Consider the following 15,703-nt stretch of genomic DNA (forward strand, 5'->3'; position numbering starts at 1 on the left):
GTCATTCCCTGCCGCGCACCCCTCCGACCCAGAGGGGGTCGTCAGCTGCGGGCGCTGAAGCGAGCGGCCGCTGGATCAAGCTCAAGCCGGCGCTTCACAAGCTCTTTGGAGGCCCCGAGCTCTAAAGCAACCCATGCACGCATCACGACGATTGATTCGCTCCACCTGTTCAACAGGTTGAGTTCGGAAGGTAACTTGCGGTTGGCATGCTTAATCCCGTTGTAGGCGCTTGTCATTTCGGCCGCCCACGTCGCGCCGTCGAACGGTAGCGCTCCATCAACGTCCGACGCGATCCGGTCCAGGCGTTGTCGCAAAGGCGAATCTTTCGCGGCGGTAGATCCCACGCCGTCCCGATTCTTCAGAATCAGGTATCCGAGAGCTTCAAGCCCAGGCCCGACTTGTGCGAGGTGCGTAACCGCTGGCACGCGCTGAAGGTACCGGTCGGACACGATCGGGTCGAGGGCGCGACTGAACTCGTCGCGCAGTTTCAGCCACCGCGCCACACCTGCTGCGCCGCCGATCTCGTCGTACTCCATCAGATGGGGCCGATAGCCGGTGACCGCCGCCGGCGGATCCTCATGACGCGGTGACATCACAGCGCGCCACTGCTCACCGTGCTCCTCGCCGTCGAGCGTCACAATCGGATCGTCCGCGCGGGTGGCGAACGTCACGTTACAAGTCTCTCGCCGCCAGCGAGCGAAGACGAGCAAGTCCCGCACGCCGCGATGAGCTTCAGCCAAGTCCTCCCAGGCGCCCGGCGTCGTCGCCCTCGTCTCGCACGCGACGTAGTCGCGGAGCACGATCGATTCCTCACCGTCCGGCCGCTCCGTCAGCCACGTCGGAACCAGCGTCAAATCCTGGTTGACGTTTATCGGGTTTGCCGATTTGCCGACGATCGTCATCGTCTGCGACGACGGATCGAAGTTCTCCGAAACGCTGCTCACCTGAAGCCACTCACGCAGGCCGGACACCTCTGACCGGATGCCATCGAGCCGCGAGAAATCGAGATCAGTGCCAACGTCCATCACCGCATAGGAAGCCCACATCCTTCCTGTTCCGGCGGCAAAGTTCGTGTGGTAGCCCTTGGGCCAGCAGTCGACCAGGAGAACGGAGCCGTGTGAGTCCGTAAACAGCAGGCGCCTTGGTATCGGCTTGTTGTTCTTCGCAGCGAGGCCCTGGAACGCGTCGCGGAGAAACCAGGACGCGTAGTAGTCGTCGGGTCCCGACCACGGGATTTCGACGCTAATGCCTTTTTCCGACCACTCCAGCGTGACTTTGACCTTCGGCGTATCTGGATCGAAGTCAATCAGGTCGCCGGTCCTGCGGGTGCCTGGTTTCAAATTATTCGGCAATCTGTGTCCTCATCATCTGTCCGCACTATAGGCGCGGGCCGGACCTCGTTGGGGATGAACGGCGTTCGGCGTGGCTCCCTGCAGGTACGACTCGAGCAGCTGGTGGAGCGCAGCGGTTGCCGGGTGGATCGCCAGTCTGGTCGCGCTCACGATGGTCTGCTGCGGGCTCAATGGCACAGGGAAGACTCCGACGTTTCGGGAAATGGGATTGACCTCATTCTGGTGGCGTATCGATGTCCCACGCCAAACCCAATGGGAGGGCCATCGTCCGCGTCGCCGGCCACCCTGAAGGCGAAATGCGCCGATAGGGGACCGTCTACGGGTAAACGGAGAGCGATCAAATCGTCGAATATCGGAGGATGGCCGCGCCGCTTGGCTTGGCTTGTAAAGCAATATGCTTTGGGAATGTCGTCTGGGGAAAGGTCCGATCGTGGCTGAATGGGTGCCGCTTGCAGTCGCGGTGGTTGCAGGTGTGTCGACGGTCGGTGTGCAGTTGTTCATCGCTCGCGGAGAGCCGTCAGCAATCAAACGAATCAAGTTGCTAAGTGAAGCGATTGACAGCATGCCCGACAATGATCAGGGCCGGGTGAAGCTGGTGGATGCCAGAACGCACCTCGCGTCTCGTCTCGCGAAGTCGCTGATCGGGGTACAGGGTTTCGCGCGGCTTCTTCGTCTCGTTGCGTGGGGTTGCCTTGCCATAGGTACTGTGACAGTCGGCGGTTGGCTGCTCTATCTCGCATTTGTGCCGGGCGCAGCCACTATCGAAGGAGTATCAAACTTCGGCACGGCGGGAGTCGCGTTCATCGTGTTCTCGCCCGTGTTCCTGATCTATTCTGCTCTGTGGCCGAAGTTCGACAGCGCCACCGATCTGATGATCGGCTGGGTTGCCCGGACGATTAAGCGTCAAACGCCCACACCGCAAGTTGACTAGCCCGCATCGCGAAGGCCAATTATCGCTATCCGCTGTCAGCGGCGGACCGCAATGGTCTCTGGCCCCGTCCTCCTCGCTGTGCTCACGCCTTTCACCGCGGATTAGGCCTTAGCGGATTACACATTAAGTGGAGTGACTATCGGCCAGCGATGAGGTTAAAGATGTCTTGTTCGAGATGAATGTTCGTCGGGTCTAGCGCGCTAGAGAACATTTCTCCGTCATCGCCGACGAGGCCGTGTTGCCAACTTCGGTAGAGGGTGTGCCACCAACGCATGATACTCAGGAGCATCCGCTGCAGACTCGCGACGCCTCGCCAGCACGAAGCTCAGAAGGTGTCGGGTGAGGACTTGAGGCGGCGCTCATGCGAGGATGCTATCCGGCTCGCATGCCCGTGAGAAGGAGTCCAGCAAGGTAGGGCTTCCCCATCGCTGGACCCGAGTGGGCCCAAGGGTGTGGAGCGCTCCACCCGGCGGCGTTGCGACGGCACCGAGGTCGTCCGATCGCGACAGAACGGATAGGCGGCCCCTCTACGAACCGAGGGCCGCCGGGCGACGCCACGAACGCTTCATCTCGGAAAATGCGTTGGCCGCAGAATGGGGGTGTCGTCGCGACGGATCACGCGACTCAGAGCGCATTCGGTTCGGGCGATTGGCTCAATCGTTAGCGCGGTCTCGTTTGACCCGTCCGAATAGATTCGCAGTCGAGGTGCCTCCATACGGCCGAAACGATTGACCCCGGGAGTAGAGTCTCTCCCGATTACAGGTGGGCTGCTCTACTGGCCGAAATCGCGCGCGTTCGTGCACCTCGGGAGATCGAGCGTTCAGACGATGTCGGGATGGGCAGATTCACGACCCCGGTAGCGCTCCTGGCCGCTAACTCCGACTAGAAGCGGATGCCGACAGACCGAGGTCCCGACTGAACCACGTTTGGTGATGCCTCGAAGCGGTGGTCTTCTCCAGCTAGCTGCTGTGCTCTGCGGATTGCGGCACGAGCACTGGCGACGTCCCGTTCCTGTGCCACCGATGAAAGGGGCGGACCGAGGGTTCTCGCACTGACGACGCCGTAACGGTCCCGGTAAGCCGCGACCGTGCAGGCGCATTGTCGCCACGCGACGGACCCGGAGCCCTGTGGCGTGGACCCCAACGCCCGAGTCCACGGGGCCCTGACGAGCAATGCCGCATCGAGGACGGCACTCGCTCGAGCCTCCATCATGGCGCCGCGTTCGTCGAGAGCGCGCCGCAGGTCAGGTTCTATTGGCCCGACCGCTGCCGGGATGAGCCCGACCACCAGTGCTGGCGCGCGCCCGGGTCGGCCGGCACCGGGGTCTCGAGCTATCACCGAGGCGATCCGGCTGTGCAGGACGGCCGCGATGTCTTGGGCGTCGTCGAACCCGCGGGCCGCAATGATCCGCTGGAGAAGGCTTCTGACGTTGTAGTGGTGTGCCTCAGCTCGACGCAACTCGGCCGCCAGGGCCCCGAACGCTTCTGAATGGATGGCGTCATCGGCTTGGCTTTGGGTGAGCCCGGTTTCTCGCAGAGCTGAAGCCCACCTCTCACGCTGCGCGGCAGCCGCGATGGTTTCGTACTCAGCCGCGAGTTGCGCGATCGATCCCCGAGCGTCGTGCTCCGCCACGATCGTCTCGTGCGCAGACAACTCGGCGGCGATGTGCTGCAGCACCCCATAGAGGACACTGCGCCCTGTCGAGTCGGCGCCATTCCCCAGGCGAGGTCCGAAGTGCGCGAAATCCGGCTGATCGACGGCCACGTAGGCCGTGTTCGCCTCGCGGCCGCGCGTCATGGCGACGTAGAAGTTCTCCCTCGTCGTGCTGGAGGCGACGATGACGTGAGCGGTGTCGGTGGTGATGCCTTGTGCACGGTGGGAGGTGACGGCGTAGCCGAGTTCGACGTGGCGCTTCATGTACTCGGCAGGGAGCACCACGGCGCTCCCCCATCGCCGCCCAAGCCGTCGGACTTCGGCCGAGCCGTTCCGCCGCACTGCGATCACAGTCCAGCGGTCACCGTTGCGCACCCAGGATCGGGCCGCGCGGAGCCGACGATCGTTGCGGCGCGTAATGATCGTGTCACCGGCAGCCACACGGGTTCCGTCATGCAGGTGTACTTCACGAAGAGCGTCGACACGACCCTCGAGAATCAGTTCTGTGCGGGCGCGTGTGTTCAGTGACGCCACGGCCTCGTTCGAGTCGCTGATCAGAACCGTTCGTTTGCCGACTCGAGTGTCTACACGCCACGCCTCGTATGCAGCCTCCGCCATTGCCTCAGTGCTGCCCTCACGAATGCGATTGTGCCCGATGTATTGATCGACGGACTCGGGGTCGCCCTGACGCAGGGCGAGGGAGGCCGTCTTCTCCCAGTCTTCAATGAAGCGGTACACGTCGACGAGCTCGGGCGCGTCTGCTCGATGATGGACGAGCAGCGAGAACGCACCGCCCGCATCAACCGACTGCAACTGGGCGTGGTCGCCAACCAGGAGGACTTTCGCGCCGGCGTTCGCAGCGAGTGCGGTGACCCGGTCCAGAGACAGTGTTCCTGCCAGAGACGCCTCGTCGATGATCACCAGTTGAGCGGCGCCGAACGTCGCCCCAGAAACGAGGTGGTTCTGCCACCATTTGGCCAGGTTCTCGGTGGTGATGCCGAGATCTTCCCCTAGAACCTGTGCGGCAGCCGCCGAGGGGGCGAGGCCGACAACCGAGCCCGCACCATGTGCCGCCTCCCAGGCTCGACGAAGCGCGTGCATTGCCGTTGTCTTGCCGGCGCCGGCCGGGCCCACGAGGACATCGATGACGCGTCCGGAACCGGCGATCTTCGTGAGCGCTCCGAGCTGACCTTCGGCCAGTACTCCGCCACCCGGCAGCTTCGTCCGGGAAACCGAACGCAAGATTGCCGGTGCGAGTCGCGGTCCAGTCTCATCGGCCGCGCGTTCGAGCAGTCGGGCCTCCGCGTCGAGCAACTCCGACGACGTGAAAACGATGGAGTGCTTCGGGTGAAACACCGAAGACCCATCGTTCCGCCGGAATGCCTCCGGAGTCGACGCAAGCTCCGGGGGTGTGATCCGCAGCGACGCTCTTTCGGCGGCAGTGACGACACGGCCGAGGACGGCTTCGCGGTCAGCTGCCGACGCGAATCGGAGGTGCATCGTCTGGCGGGCGGCTTCGGCCGTCAAGTTCCAATGCCGCCAGGTGGACGGCTTCTCGCTGACCGCCGTCATCACGCTCAACCCCAGCGAATGGACGGTTTCGGGCGGCACATCCTCCGCGCGTATCACCAGCACGGAGGAGCCGGCGGATGCGGCGCTCGCCCACGTTGTCGCATCCCGTCCCAACACCAGCTCCGCGCGTGCACGCCATTCTCCAGTGAGTTCTGCGAGCGAGCGCACATGCTTTGCGGGTCGTGTGGAGAGAGTCGCTTGGGCGCGCAGCTTCATGATGGTGGCCGGCCCGGGACGATGACCGTGCCTCTCGACGTACGCTTCAATCAACTCGTCGGTCTCAATATCAATGCGTCGTGACCTGGTCGAAAATTCCGCGACGAGTGCCTCAGGTACGAAGTTGATCGCCCATGCGGGGTGGCGATCCCTCCCCCGCTCGCGTACCTCCCACCCGACGCCCAAGGATCGGGTCAAGGCGTCAGCGAACAAAGATTCGTGCAGTTCGGACAGCGCAACCACAGCCGCGTGCATCGGCCGCCCATCGAGCGAGCGCCACTTACCGTCCAGCACGGTCTGCACCTTGTTGCTGATGACCACGTGCGTATGCAGATGCGGGTCACCAGCCCTGCTGTCGAAATGATCGAACGCCGTGGCGATCAGGCCAGTCACATCGACCTGCGCAACGGCTCCGCCGTCAGCCGTGGTTCCCGTCCGCGTCGCCGCGACCTCGCGCTCCATGAACGCGACGACCTCGGCAACCGCCGCGTGATGCGCTTCCACAATCCGCGACTGCGTCGCTGCGTCAGCCAGGCCCCAGAGGATGCTTGCCGACTTCGGAATCGAGAAAGTGAAGTCGTACCCGGCGACCGCACGTCGCCGGGTCTCCGTCGCCCGGGACACGCCGCTCTGCGCTGGATCTGTTGGGCTTCGGTACACGGGATAGGCGCAACCGAGAGGCGAACCGTCGACCGGGTCGCACCCCAATCCGATCAACCTCTGCAGCTGTGCCTCCGTAACTTCGTCGCCCTCGACGATGCAACCCGCGCCCAGGCCACGGAGGCCACTTCCCATCCATTGACCCGGTGGCGTTCCTTTCGCGCTGTAGTAACGGGTCAACGGCGTGGACAGCGGCCGCTGCCCGTCTGCGGCAGCGACTGTGCGCAGCAGGTATTTGTAGCCGTCGCCGGCGCTCATCACCCGCATCGACACCGTCACCGCGCGCTCCTCCGCTATCGCTTAGGAGGTACGCCGCCTCGATCTGCAAGAGGCGTGGCAACTGAAATTTAGGATTGGCGGCGCCTTCGAGGCAATCACCTGGATGACGTTTCAAAGGCAGGATGACGTCGCGCGACGGCGGGAGACTGACGTCGGGTTCCGCGAGATTGGAAACTACGGTCCGGCGATATGACCTGGTGCCTCAAATACTGCATATTCTAAGGACCCGGCGCCGCTGGGCCGGGAGCCGAAGCAAGTGCCCCGGCTCTATTGCACCCGCCAGTCTCGAAGCAGGTCTGCAAGGGCGATAGTCGAACCTGCCACCTGGTCGGCCAGTTCCTGAATTCGTTCCCCTGTCAATGACTCGACAAGACCAAACATCGGCGCCTGCAGGTCTAGTACGAAAGCCGGGTCACGGATGCCGTAGTGCATCGCATAATTGCGGACCATCCTGAACGCCGGATCTTTGAGGAAGTATGCGGCTTCCTCCGATTGCAGGAATTGAAGCATGGGATTGGAACGCGCCGACAACCCGGGCTCCGCGTCGAGTACGGCGCGGATTGTGGAGAGCGCGTGGAACAGAACAACCGTCTGTGAGCGGAAAACCGAAAGCTGGATCCCACCCGCGGTGTGCGGAAGCACCTCAGCCGAAGTCGCCACCTCGGACTCAACCAGAAGGAGTATGAACTTCGTTTCGATGGCCATATTTGATTCGTACGACCGCTTCAGCTCTCGTCCCGCCAGCCGGTCGCGCCAGGTGACCCGACCGATGCGTTGATAGTCCACAGGGGTCACTTGTATCGAGGTCTCACCGGTCATCGCAGCTAAAACGGTCAACGCGCTCCCCAACGTCTCTGCGAGCGGCATTACCGACGATTCATCGAGTGCTTCCAACCCGAAGCGTCGATCCAGCGGGATCGACGCGGCGATAACCCGGTCGTTGAGAGTCGCTAGAGCCAAGTCCGTCTCTAGACCGCGCGCGAACCAGACTGCGTTCCCGGTAAATCGCGCATGATGCGCCGCGTAGGTAGAGGCCATCTCAGCCCGGAGTTCCGCCAGCGATATCAACTTGTCGTCGAGAAGCTTGCTCGCTTGGCGCGATCGCTCAATTTCCGCTGCATGCTGTGTGGTCAACAGTTCCGCGAGTGCGGGCACGCCAAGTCGCTCGTCACGTGCGATCTTAGATCCTTCGAACACAACTCGCGTTGCGTGACCGAAGAGCGCTATTGACCAGACCCCATCTTCTCCACGAGCCGAGATCAAAGCATTGGACAACCACTTCGCGTCTTGAGCGACCATCGCGCGACTCGCGATCACCTGCGCGTCTCCACCTCCGAGTCCCGCGTCGATGTGGCTGGGATTGGAGGACGCATCCATTGGGGGCACAGTCATAGTCTGCCCTTAGATCAAGACTAGGGTCGCACGGACGCGCAGCGGGCGTTCCCCCAGTACAGGACAGGCATCGTCGGCAGCCTGCGTGCCGTACGAGCGAAATCACTCGCAGCCCCCTCAGAGGCTCCACGCACAACTCGACTCGCCCCGATCGGACTCAACTTGCCGTTCGCCTTGTTCAGAGAGCCCCCGACTACTTCTTCCCCTCCGATAACCTGTCGGAATGACCAATGCCGAGCCGAATCAAGGGCTCCAACGACAGGTGATCGTGGAATACCTCCCGGAAGAGTTGCGCGAGTTTGTGGCGGATCCGACCCAATACCCGAACCAGCTTCTGACCAGGCTTGCCGCCGAGGTGCTGCAAATTTCAAATGACGCGGGGGTGGTCTACTCAGCGAACTTCGTCCGGTCCGTCCAGGACCGTTTCGACGCCAGAGGCGTGGGCATCATCTATGGCACCAGTCGAGGTGCAAACGTTGCAGTGGCGAAGACCATGCGCACAGCGGATGGCGGGGTAGACATCCTGATCGACATTGACGCGCTTTTTATAGACCCGGAGTCCACCGAGGAGCAATTGGATGGGCATCACCTTTTGCTTTTTCATCTGGCGGCACATGAGGCGATCCATGCCCTGCATCATTTCCGCGGGGAAGATTCAGAAGCGGTTTACAACTCCATGAACGTTCGGTCCTCTGAGCAACGGTACTTCGCGACCGAAGCTGGAACCATCATCGAGGAGTACCGCGCGGAGCTGGCCGCCGAATCCCTTCATCCACATCCGTCGCCTTTCAGCGACGTCCTCAGTAGCGACATTTCAGCATTCGTCGCGTCCACTGCCGAGGCGCGGACCATGGTGCGGACCGACCTGCACGCCGCTGCCCGTCTTCAGTCCGCAGCTTTCACGAACCTTTGGAAGGCTCTGTCTCTGCTCGCTGCCGAGATTCGGGTTCGAGAGACTGCGCTGCCAGCATCCGTCGAATCCTCGAGTGAGTGGCAGAATGTGGCCGCGCCGTTGTGGGCGGAGTGGTGCGTTTTGCTCGGACGACTTCCCGATGGTCAGGCAGAAGCTGATTTAGCGAGACTACGAAGTGTCACGACGGACCTGATTCAGTTGCTCAAGAGGTCTTACGTGCTGGCGCGCATCGACCGGTCCTGGGATTCCCAGGACCGCGAGCTCATGTTCTGGCGCTAAAGTCCGGTCATCGCAAGAGCGAGCATCCGAGCATTGCATGGAGGTACGCACGTAGACGCAGGGCAAGATCGGGATCTTCGGCAAGGCGGGGTCGTAGAGGCTCAAGCGGACCGTCGACAAACGAATCGGTCGATCGTGTGCCCTTGCGGGTTCGTCTCGGCGAACAAATTTGCCCCCAAAGGATCCGCGCCGCCGTCGCACATGGAGAACGTCCCGGGTTGCCGTCTACGCGAGCGCGCTAACGGTCACCGCGGTGCGCCAACACGGTCTGTGTCGATCACGAACCAGTCTTAGCGGGAATCGACGGGGTATGCCCATCTGGCCATCTGGTCGATTCATCCCACATTTCCGCTGCTTCCAGCTGTTCAAATGTTGTTCCTGTGGCCTGACTCAAGTCTGCACCGTTCAGGTGAGCGCCATCGAATATAGCCCCAGACAGGTTCGCCCCAGTCAGTGTCGCATGACTAAGGTGTGACCGGCTCAGGTCCGATCTATTCAGGTAGGCATTGCTGAGGTCGGCAGAGCCTAGTGATGCTCCGCTGAGGGCGGCGTCGGGGAGATGCGCTCCCCGACAATTCGCATTGTGAAGGTCCGCGTCCGTGAGGCGAACGAAATGCATGCCGGCGTCTTCCAGCACAGCAAACCGAAGATTCGCGTGCTCCAGGTTTGCATAATCCAAGTGCGCGCTCGGGAGCCGAGCCCCTTCAAGGTTGGCCCCATGCAGGTCCACACCGTGAAGATTGATGTTCCAGTACCCAGCGTTTTCATGGGACTGCGTCAGCCGTGCCAATACCGTCGCAACCGCTGCTGTGTCGGTCGACATTTCGTCCTCGGTTGGAGGCGGAAGATGCCCCTTCTGGTGTTCCATGCTGGCGCTCTCGCGCAGATAGGCCGCCAAAACGTCCAAAATGGTTTGGCGGTCAGCCACAGCTGCCTCTGAGGCCAGACGCTCCAAAGCGTAAATGCCGCCCAATCTGACGGACACAGACTTGACGTCACCCAGTTGGCCTATCGCGTCGGTGTACCGGCTGGTCCAATGTCGGTCACTCTCCAGCCTCTGCCGATCTTTGTCGAGGAACTGGCGGTGCTGTTCCAACTGAACGCTGAGATGCTCACGCCTGTTTCGATACAAGGAGAGCACCACACCGACTAGCGCTACCAAACCTCCGAGGGTCCACAGGACTGATTGCCGAGCTGCGGTGAGCGCGTTGGCCCACTCCACGCTCGTAGAATCCGTGGTGTGGTTCCACGGGAACGCCCCAAACACCATCCAGGCCGGTGCCCACAAGATCAGCGGGATCGACACGAGGACGAATAGGGACGCACACAACCACGGCCAAGTCCGGTGCCATTGGCCAGGGTGAGGCACAGGCGGCTCGGGAATTACTGTCATATGCAGATCGTATTGGTATACCGATGCACACTTTGTTGGAGCTGCCGCCGCCGCGCGACCGGCCCCTCCAACTTCATGTCGAATTGGACGGGCTCATAGTGCAAGAGAGCGCTTATCAACTGCCGCGACATAAAGTTCAGATATGTTCGTCTCGTGACTAAATGGGGATGGGACTCCGGTAAATCGATCGGCAGCGGCGGATTCGGTGAGGTATACGCGGCTTATGGGCCAGGTACGGATCAGCTCGCGGCCAAGGTCGTGCCCAAAGCGGAAGGTGCGACGCGCGAACAGCTCATCGCACAGGACGCACCCAGCTCGCCCCACGTCGTCCCAATCTTGCGCGTCGAGGAGACGCCCGATTCGTTCGTGCTGTACATGCCGCGTGCGGACTACTCGCTTCGGCAGAAGATCAACGCTGGCGTTAGCGCAGGCGAGGCGATTGCCATACTCACAGATCTGGCCGAGGCCCTGAATGTCATCGCGCCGGTAGTAGTTCATCGCGATATCAAGCCAGAAAACGTCCTCTTTCTCAATGGAACTTGGGCGCTGTGCGACTTCGGAATCGCGCGGTACGCTGACGCTGCGACCGCTGGCGATACGCGAAAGTTCTCCTTCACTGCCGCCTATGCCGCGCCCGAGCAGTGGCGGTACGAGCGCGCGACTGCGGCGACAGATGTCTATGCGTTCGGTGTCATCGCATACGAACTGCTCGCCGGTCAGCGTCCATTCACTGGCTCGCATGACGTTTTACGCGACCAACACCTGAGCACTGTGCCGGACCTCCTGCCCGGCAGCCGAAAGCTGTCCTGGATTGTGAGCGAGTCTCTGAGCAAAGCGCCCGGAGCTCGTCCCGCGGCGGGGAATCTCATCGACCGGCTTCGACGGGCTGGGGCCGAAGCTGCAACACGTGGCGGCAGCGCCCTCGCCGCTGCGCAGTCGGCAGTCCTGCAATCTCGTGCCGCCGAGCAAGCCGCCGCGGAGACCGTTCGTACGGAACGCGAGCGCAGGGAAGCTTTGGCGGACAGCTGCCGCGGTGGCTACGCGGCGCTGATAGAGGAGGTAGTCGAGTTCATCTCCGACAGTGCCCCGGCGACCGAGGTATCTCGCTCACGCGACGGTGGCGCGACGCTCGCGCTGGGGCACGCGCGCCTAATCATTTCTGGCCTATCTGACTTCTCCGGCAGCGAGTCGTCGCCGTTCGACGTGATCGCGTACGGCCACATCCGGCTCGAGGACAGCGGTCGCACTCGTTCCCGTTCGCACTCGCTCTACTTCGCCGACTTCGAAGCCGAGCATTCATATTCGTGGTTCGAGTTGGGCTTCATGCAGACTATGGGTGCTGACTTCAATAACCAGCCTCGTGCGGTTCAGCCCAGCGAAGGGCTCGGGGTATTCCAAGGTGGGCTCGGTCGGCTTCAACTCGGGTATGGCGTTGTCCCTCTTGACGTCGGGGACCTAGACCTGTTCGTTGACTCCTGGGCGGAGCGTTTTGGTCAGGCCGCGTCCGGGCGTTTCCCGCGGCTAAGCCAGCTCCCGGACGGGAACACGAACCGGCCATTGCGTCGGCGGTAGAGAAGGTGTACTGCTCGGTTTTCGAGCGTGGATGCGCCTACTACCGACACTGACCGCTGACCGTGCCGCTAGCTTGCGCCCGCATGACGCGTCGGTGTCTCGTTCCGCTTCCGCGGATGGAGCGATTGCGAACCGTCGATCCTCGGCGCACAATGGAAGGTAGATCTGAGGAGGCGCGCACGCTACATCAACGACCGGATCCTCGAGCTTTCGGTACAACTCCAGAAGAGTCGGTGGTGCCATTGTGGCACCACCGTGATCCGTGGTCGACGCTCGCCAACAAAACCCTAGAAGACGCGGTGCCGCCACCGTGGCGGCACCGCGATGACCCGGACATGATCCGCTGAGAAGCGGCGAATCCCTGGTAGAACGGTGCTGCCACCGTGGCAGCACCGCGTTCACTCATCATCCTTCGGAAACGCCCGGTCGAGGAGCGCGGCGGTGGCCGGGTTCACCATCTCGCTGCGCTGGATGTAGTGCTGCACCGTGATCTTTGTGTCCGTGTGGCCGAGCAGCTCTGAGGCGAGCTCGATGCTGGCGTTGGTGTTGACCGCAGTCGCGACCGTGCGGCGGAACATGTGCGGGGTCACTCCCTTGATGCCCGCCCCCTCGAGTACCTGTCGCAGTTGTCGGCGCACGTTCGCGGTGGTCAGCGGGGTGCCGTCCCGGGATTGGAACAGCAATGCGTCCAGGCCCAGGCTCCCGACCTTGGCGAGCCGTCGGCGGACCGCGTCGGCGGTGAAGGTGGGGATCGCAACTACGCGGGTGGACCTGGCGGTTTTCGGGTGGTCCTGCCGGAACGTCTGCTCGCCGTTCCGACTGACGATCGTGCCGGCCAGACGGATTGAGGGCACAGCGCTGGTGATGTCGACGTCCCGGCGGTGGACGGCCAGCACCTCGCCGATCCGTGCTGAGGTCCCGAGCATCACCTCGATGATCGCCCCGAGCTGGCCGTCGGGCTTCGGCCCGGAAGTGTGGTCGGCGGCGCCCTCCCACTGGGCGATCGCCGCGCGGATCATGTTCACCTCGGGGGCCATGAGTGCGTCGGGCACGGTGTGGCTCACGGTAGAGGCGGGAGACGTGGTCCATCGGATTCCGCGGGAGGACCTCGTGCCGCACCGCCAGTTCCAGGGCGAGCCGCAACACGACCCGGGCCTGCTTGGCGCGACTGTAGGAGATCTTCGCCAGCTGTTTGATGAACTGGTCGCACCGGGCGACGCCGATCTCGCGCAGGGTGAGGTGGTCGAAGGCCGGTGAGACGAGGGTACGCATGTTGCGCTCGTAGAGGTTCCGGGTGGTCCGGGAGATCCGGCCCTCCGAATCAACGTCCTCCAGCCAGTAGGTCACGAGGTCCTTGAACAGGCTGTCCGGCGTGAGCCTCGTGTCGGCGGGTTGGAACAGGTCCCGGTCGGCAAGCTTGCTCTTCAGCGCCCGTTCTGCGGCCCTGGCGGTGGTGCCGCTGGCCTGCACCAGACGGGCGTGACCGTCCCAGTCGCGGTAGCGGGTCCGCGCCACATATCGACCGGTCGGCGACGTGTGAATGCTGATGTCGCCGAAGGTGCCGATCGCCAACCGCTGCCGGGGCATCTCAGCTCACCGCCGATCGATGCGCCTGGGCCCGCTGGTGGGTTCGCGTTGCTGGGCGATCCAGTCGCGCACGTCGGAGATCGCGAACTTCAAGTGTTTGCCGAACCGGTAGGCGGCGGGGCCTTTGCCGTGCACACGCCAGTCGTAGACCGTGGAGATCGGGATGCCCAGGTAGGCCGCCAGCTCGTGGACGTCCATCAGGGGCTCGAGACCCCAGTCGTCGGTGGAAGGAAGGGTTGGGTGTTCGTCGTGGATACTCATGCCCAGAAGGTGTGCACCACGATCCTGAACATTCGGGAGGGTCCGATATTGACCTCAGGGCCCCGGACGACAAAGCCGGTTCAGCGGCTCGAACGGGGTGAAAGTGGTGACGTAGTGATGACTTAATCAAATCTCTAACCAAAAAAGTCCCGGAAACCCTTGAGTTTCCGGGACATTCGGTCGGGCTGACAGGATTTGAACCTGCGACCCCTTGACCCCCAGTCAAGTGCGCTACCAAGCTGCGCCACAGCCCGCGACCAGTCTTCCTCGCGGACGACCTCGTCAATGCTACAGGACAAACGACAATGCTTTTGTCACGGTCGCCGCCCGCTCAGACCGCCGGCTCACCGATTTCTCGCGCGGAGGGCTGCAGGTCAAGCGCACGCTCCCGCACCAGAGACAACGCGTGCTCAACAGCCCCTGCGCTGACGGCAGCACCGCCGAGAGCAGACGCAAACAGCTCGGGCGCCGTCGGGTCACCACTCTCGGCGATGAGCCGCGCGGCGACGTCGATCACGGTCGGCAACGAACTGGAGACCGCTCCCCCGATGATCACCCGGTCGACGTCGAGCAAGTCGCTGAGCACGATGCAGATGCGGGCAAGCCGCTCGGCTAGCCGATCCAAGATCGCGCGGGCGACGGGGTCCCCGGCCTCCGCCGCTTGGGCCACGTCGCGCTCCGTCAGGGTCTCTGGTTTCAGCCACCCGAGCGGGGTGTCCTCAGCCGCCCGCCCCGAGGCAATCGCCTCACTCGCCCACCGCCGTGCCTGTAACGCCAGCCCGTCCGCAGACCCAACCCCATCGACGTAGTCGAGAAACCGCATCTCGCCGGCACCACCCCGCCGTCCGCGAACGAGTCGCCCGTCGATCATCAAACCCGAACCGATGCCCTCCCCGACCAGCATCGAGATGTACGAGCTCACCTCCCGACCCTGGCCGCCGGGAGCCGCCCGTTCGGCAAGCGCCGCGAGATTGGCGTCGTTCTCGACCGTCACAAGAGGTGCGAGCCCGGCGAAGGCTCGCCCCAGATCGGGATTCATCACACCCCAAAAACCGTTCTTCCCCTCCGGCGAACGGCCGACCTCATCGACGGGCGCTGGCACTCCCAAAGTGATCGCCAACAAACTCGAACTGTCGATGCCTGCCGATCGGAGCGCCCGCTCAAACACCTCGTGGACCAGCCGTTTCCGTTCCGCACCGTCGGCGGCCCTCTCTACGCTCTGCGGTGAGCGCGCAGGAATCGTCACGTCAGCACTCCCCACAACGGTGCCGCGCAGGTCGGCCACTCGTGCAACCATGCGGTCGTACCCGGCATCGATCCCGACCACAAACGCCGCGCGGTCGCGCAGCGCGTACCGGCGCGCCGGCCGCCCTTTTCGCGCAGCAAGAAACTCGCGACCGTCGCCGAGTTCGTCCAGCCACCCCTTCTCGACGAGTTCGTCACACACACCGATGACCGTCGAGCGCGTAAGACCGACGGATGCCATCGCATCCGTCGCCGTAAAAGCTTGCGTTCCCCACGCATGCTCGAGGATTCCGCGCGCGTTGAGCGTGCGGAGCACCTGAGGTGACGACGCGGTAACGCTCGAAGTCAAAGTCTTGACCTTTCTGTGCGAGAGGCGGATGATTTACGACACCATTAGA

At 63.0% G+C, this 15,703-nt stretch carries 11 protein-coding genes, 1 tRNA gene and 1 pseudogene; 4 read left to right on the forward strand and 9 right to left on the reverse strand.

The features are described 5' to 3' along the window. Positions 1-41: 41 nt before the first annotated feature. The gene (locus D9V28_RS06295; RefSeq protein ID WP_147440923.1) at positions 42-1,352 is read right to left on the reverse strand and encodes an ApeA N-terminal domain 1-containing protein; all 1,311 of its coding nucleotides are present in this window, start codon (positions 1,350-1,352) and stop codon (positions 42-44) included. Positions 1,353-1,782: 430 nt separating this feature from the next. On the opposite strand from D9V28_RS06295, the gene D9V28_RS06300 reads away from it, so the two are divergent. Beyond that, complete coding sequence (locus D9V28_RS06300; RefSeq protein WP_121658782.1) at positions 1,783-2,283, forward strand: hypothetical protein; 501 nt, start codon at positions 1,783-1,785, stop codon at positions 2,281-2,283. A gap of 882 nt (positions 2,284-3,165) precedes the next feature. On the opposite strand, the gene mobF is transcribed toward D9V28_RS06300, so the two are convergent. Together mobF and D9V28_RS06310 are read right to left on the reverse strand one after the other, a co-directional pair. After that, complete coding sequence (mobF, locus tag D9V28_RS06305) at positions 3,166-6,651, reverse strand: MobF family relaxase (protein WP_121658931.1); 3,486 nt, start codon at positions 6,649-6,651, stop codon at positions 3,166-3,168. Positions 6,652-6,930: 279 nt separating this feature from the next. Continuing rightward, positions 6,931-8,055, reverse strand: coding sequence for a hypothetical protein (locus D9V28_RS06310; RefSeq protein WP_147440924.1), 1,125 nt, complete (start codon positions 8,053-8,055; stop codon positions 6,931-6,933). Between the two features lie 223 nt (positions 8,056-8,278). Here D9V28_RS06310 and D9V28_RS06315 point away from each other — a divergent pair, with 223 nt between their 5' ends. Continuing rightward, on the forward strand, positions 8,279-9,247 hold the full coding sequence (locus D9V28_RS06315; protein ID WP_121658784.1) for a hypothetical protein: 969 nt from the start codon (positions 8,279-8,281) through the stop codon (positions 9,245-9,247). Between the two features lie 277 nt (positions 9,248-9,524). Here the strand turns inward: D9V28_RS06315 and D9V28_RS06320 are convergent, their stop codons facing one another. Beyond that, entirely contained in the window at positions 9,525-10,553 is a 1,029-nt protein-coding gene (locus D9V28_RS06320) for a pentapeptide repeat-containing protein (RefSeq protein ID WP_183086439.1), read from the reverse strand. A gap of 240 nt (positions 10,554-10,793) precedes the next feature. Between D9V28_RS06320 and D9V28_RS06325 the strand changes: the two genes are divergently transcribed. Further along, on the forward strand, positions 10,794-12,212 hold the full coding sequence (locus D9V28_RS06325) for a serine/threonine-protein kinase (protein ID WP_183086440.1): 1,419 nt from the start codon (positions 10,794-10,796) through the stop codon (positions 12,210-12,212). 398 nt (positions 12,213-12,610) lie between these two features. Here D9V28_RS06325 and D9V28_RS16235 read toward each other — a convergent pair whose 3' ends face one another. Beyond that, positions 12,611-13,264: a tyrosine-type recombinase/integrase gene (locus D9V28_RS16235; protein ID WP_229727739.1), complete on the reverse strand. Its 654-nt coding sequence runs from the start codon at positions 13,262-13,264 to the stop codon at positions 12,611-12,613. 28 nt (positions 13,265-13,292) lie between these two features. Between D9V28_RS16235 and D9V28_RS16240 the strand changes: the two genes are divergently transcribed. Further along, positions 13,293-13,469 carry a hypothetical protein gene (locus D9V28_RS16240; RefSeq protein ID WP_229727740.1) on the forward strand — a complete coding sequence of 59 codons (177 nt, stop codon included), beginning with the start codon at positions 13,293-13,295 and terminating at the stop codon, positions 13,467-13,469. Here D9V28_RS16240 and D9V28_RS16245 read toward each other — a convergent pair. The 4 genes and pseudogenes from D9V28_RS16245 to D9V28_RS06345 all read right to left on the reverse strand — a co-directional run. Continuing rightward, a pseudogene (locus D9V28_RS16245) lies at positions 13,458-13,799 on the reverse strand (tyrosine-type recombinase/integrase); the annotation flags it as partial. The gene D9V28_RS16240 and the pseudogene D9V28_RS16245 sit on opposite strands and share 12 nt — an antisense overlap. A 6-nt stretch (positions 13,800-13,805) precedes the next feature. Next, positions 13,806-14,060: a helix-turn-helix transcriptional regulator gene (locus D9V28_RS06335; protein WP_229727741.1), complete on the reverse strand. Its 255-nt coding sequence runs from the start codon at positions 14,058-14,060 to the stop codon at positions 13,806-13,808. 180 nt (positions 14,061-14,240) lie between these two features. Continuing rightward, a tRNA-Pro gene (locus tag D9V28_RS06340) sits at positions 14,241-14,314 on the reverse strand. Positions 14,315-14,391: 77 nt separating this feature from the next. Continuing rightward, entirely contained in the window at positions 14,392-15,654 is a 1,263-nt protein-coding gene (locus tag D9V28_RS06345) for an ROK family protein (protein WP_147440925.1), read from the reverse strand. Positions 15,655-15,703: the final 49 nt, after the last annotated feature.

It is taken from the genome of Mycetocola zhadangensis (assembly GCF_003668565.1).
Taxonomy (GTDB): Bacteria; Actinomycetota; Actinomycetes; order Actinomycetales; family Microbacteriaceae; genus Mycetocola_A; species Mycetocola_A zhadangensis.

Bases quoted from the DNA above. Each gene is read 5' to 3' on its own strand.
- D9V28_RS06310 (WP_147440924.1), bottom strand. From the start codon at position 8,055: ATGACTGTGCCCCCAATGGATGCGTCCTCCAATCCCAGCCACATCGAC.
- D9V28_RS06315 (WP_121658784.1), top strand. From the start codon at position 8,279: ATGACCAATGCCGAGCCGAATCAAGGGCTCCAACGACAGGTGATCGTG.
- mobF (WP_121658931.1), bottom strand. From the start codon at position 6,651: ATGCGGGTGATGAGCGCCGGCGACGGCTACAAATACCTGCTGCGCACA.
- D9V28_RS06335 (WP_229727741.1), bottom strand. From the start codon at position 14,060: ATGAGTATCCACGACGAACACCCAACCCTTCCTTCCACCGACGACTGG.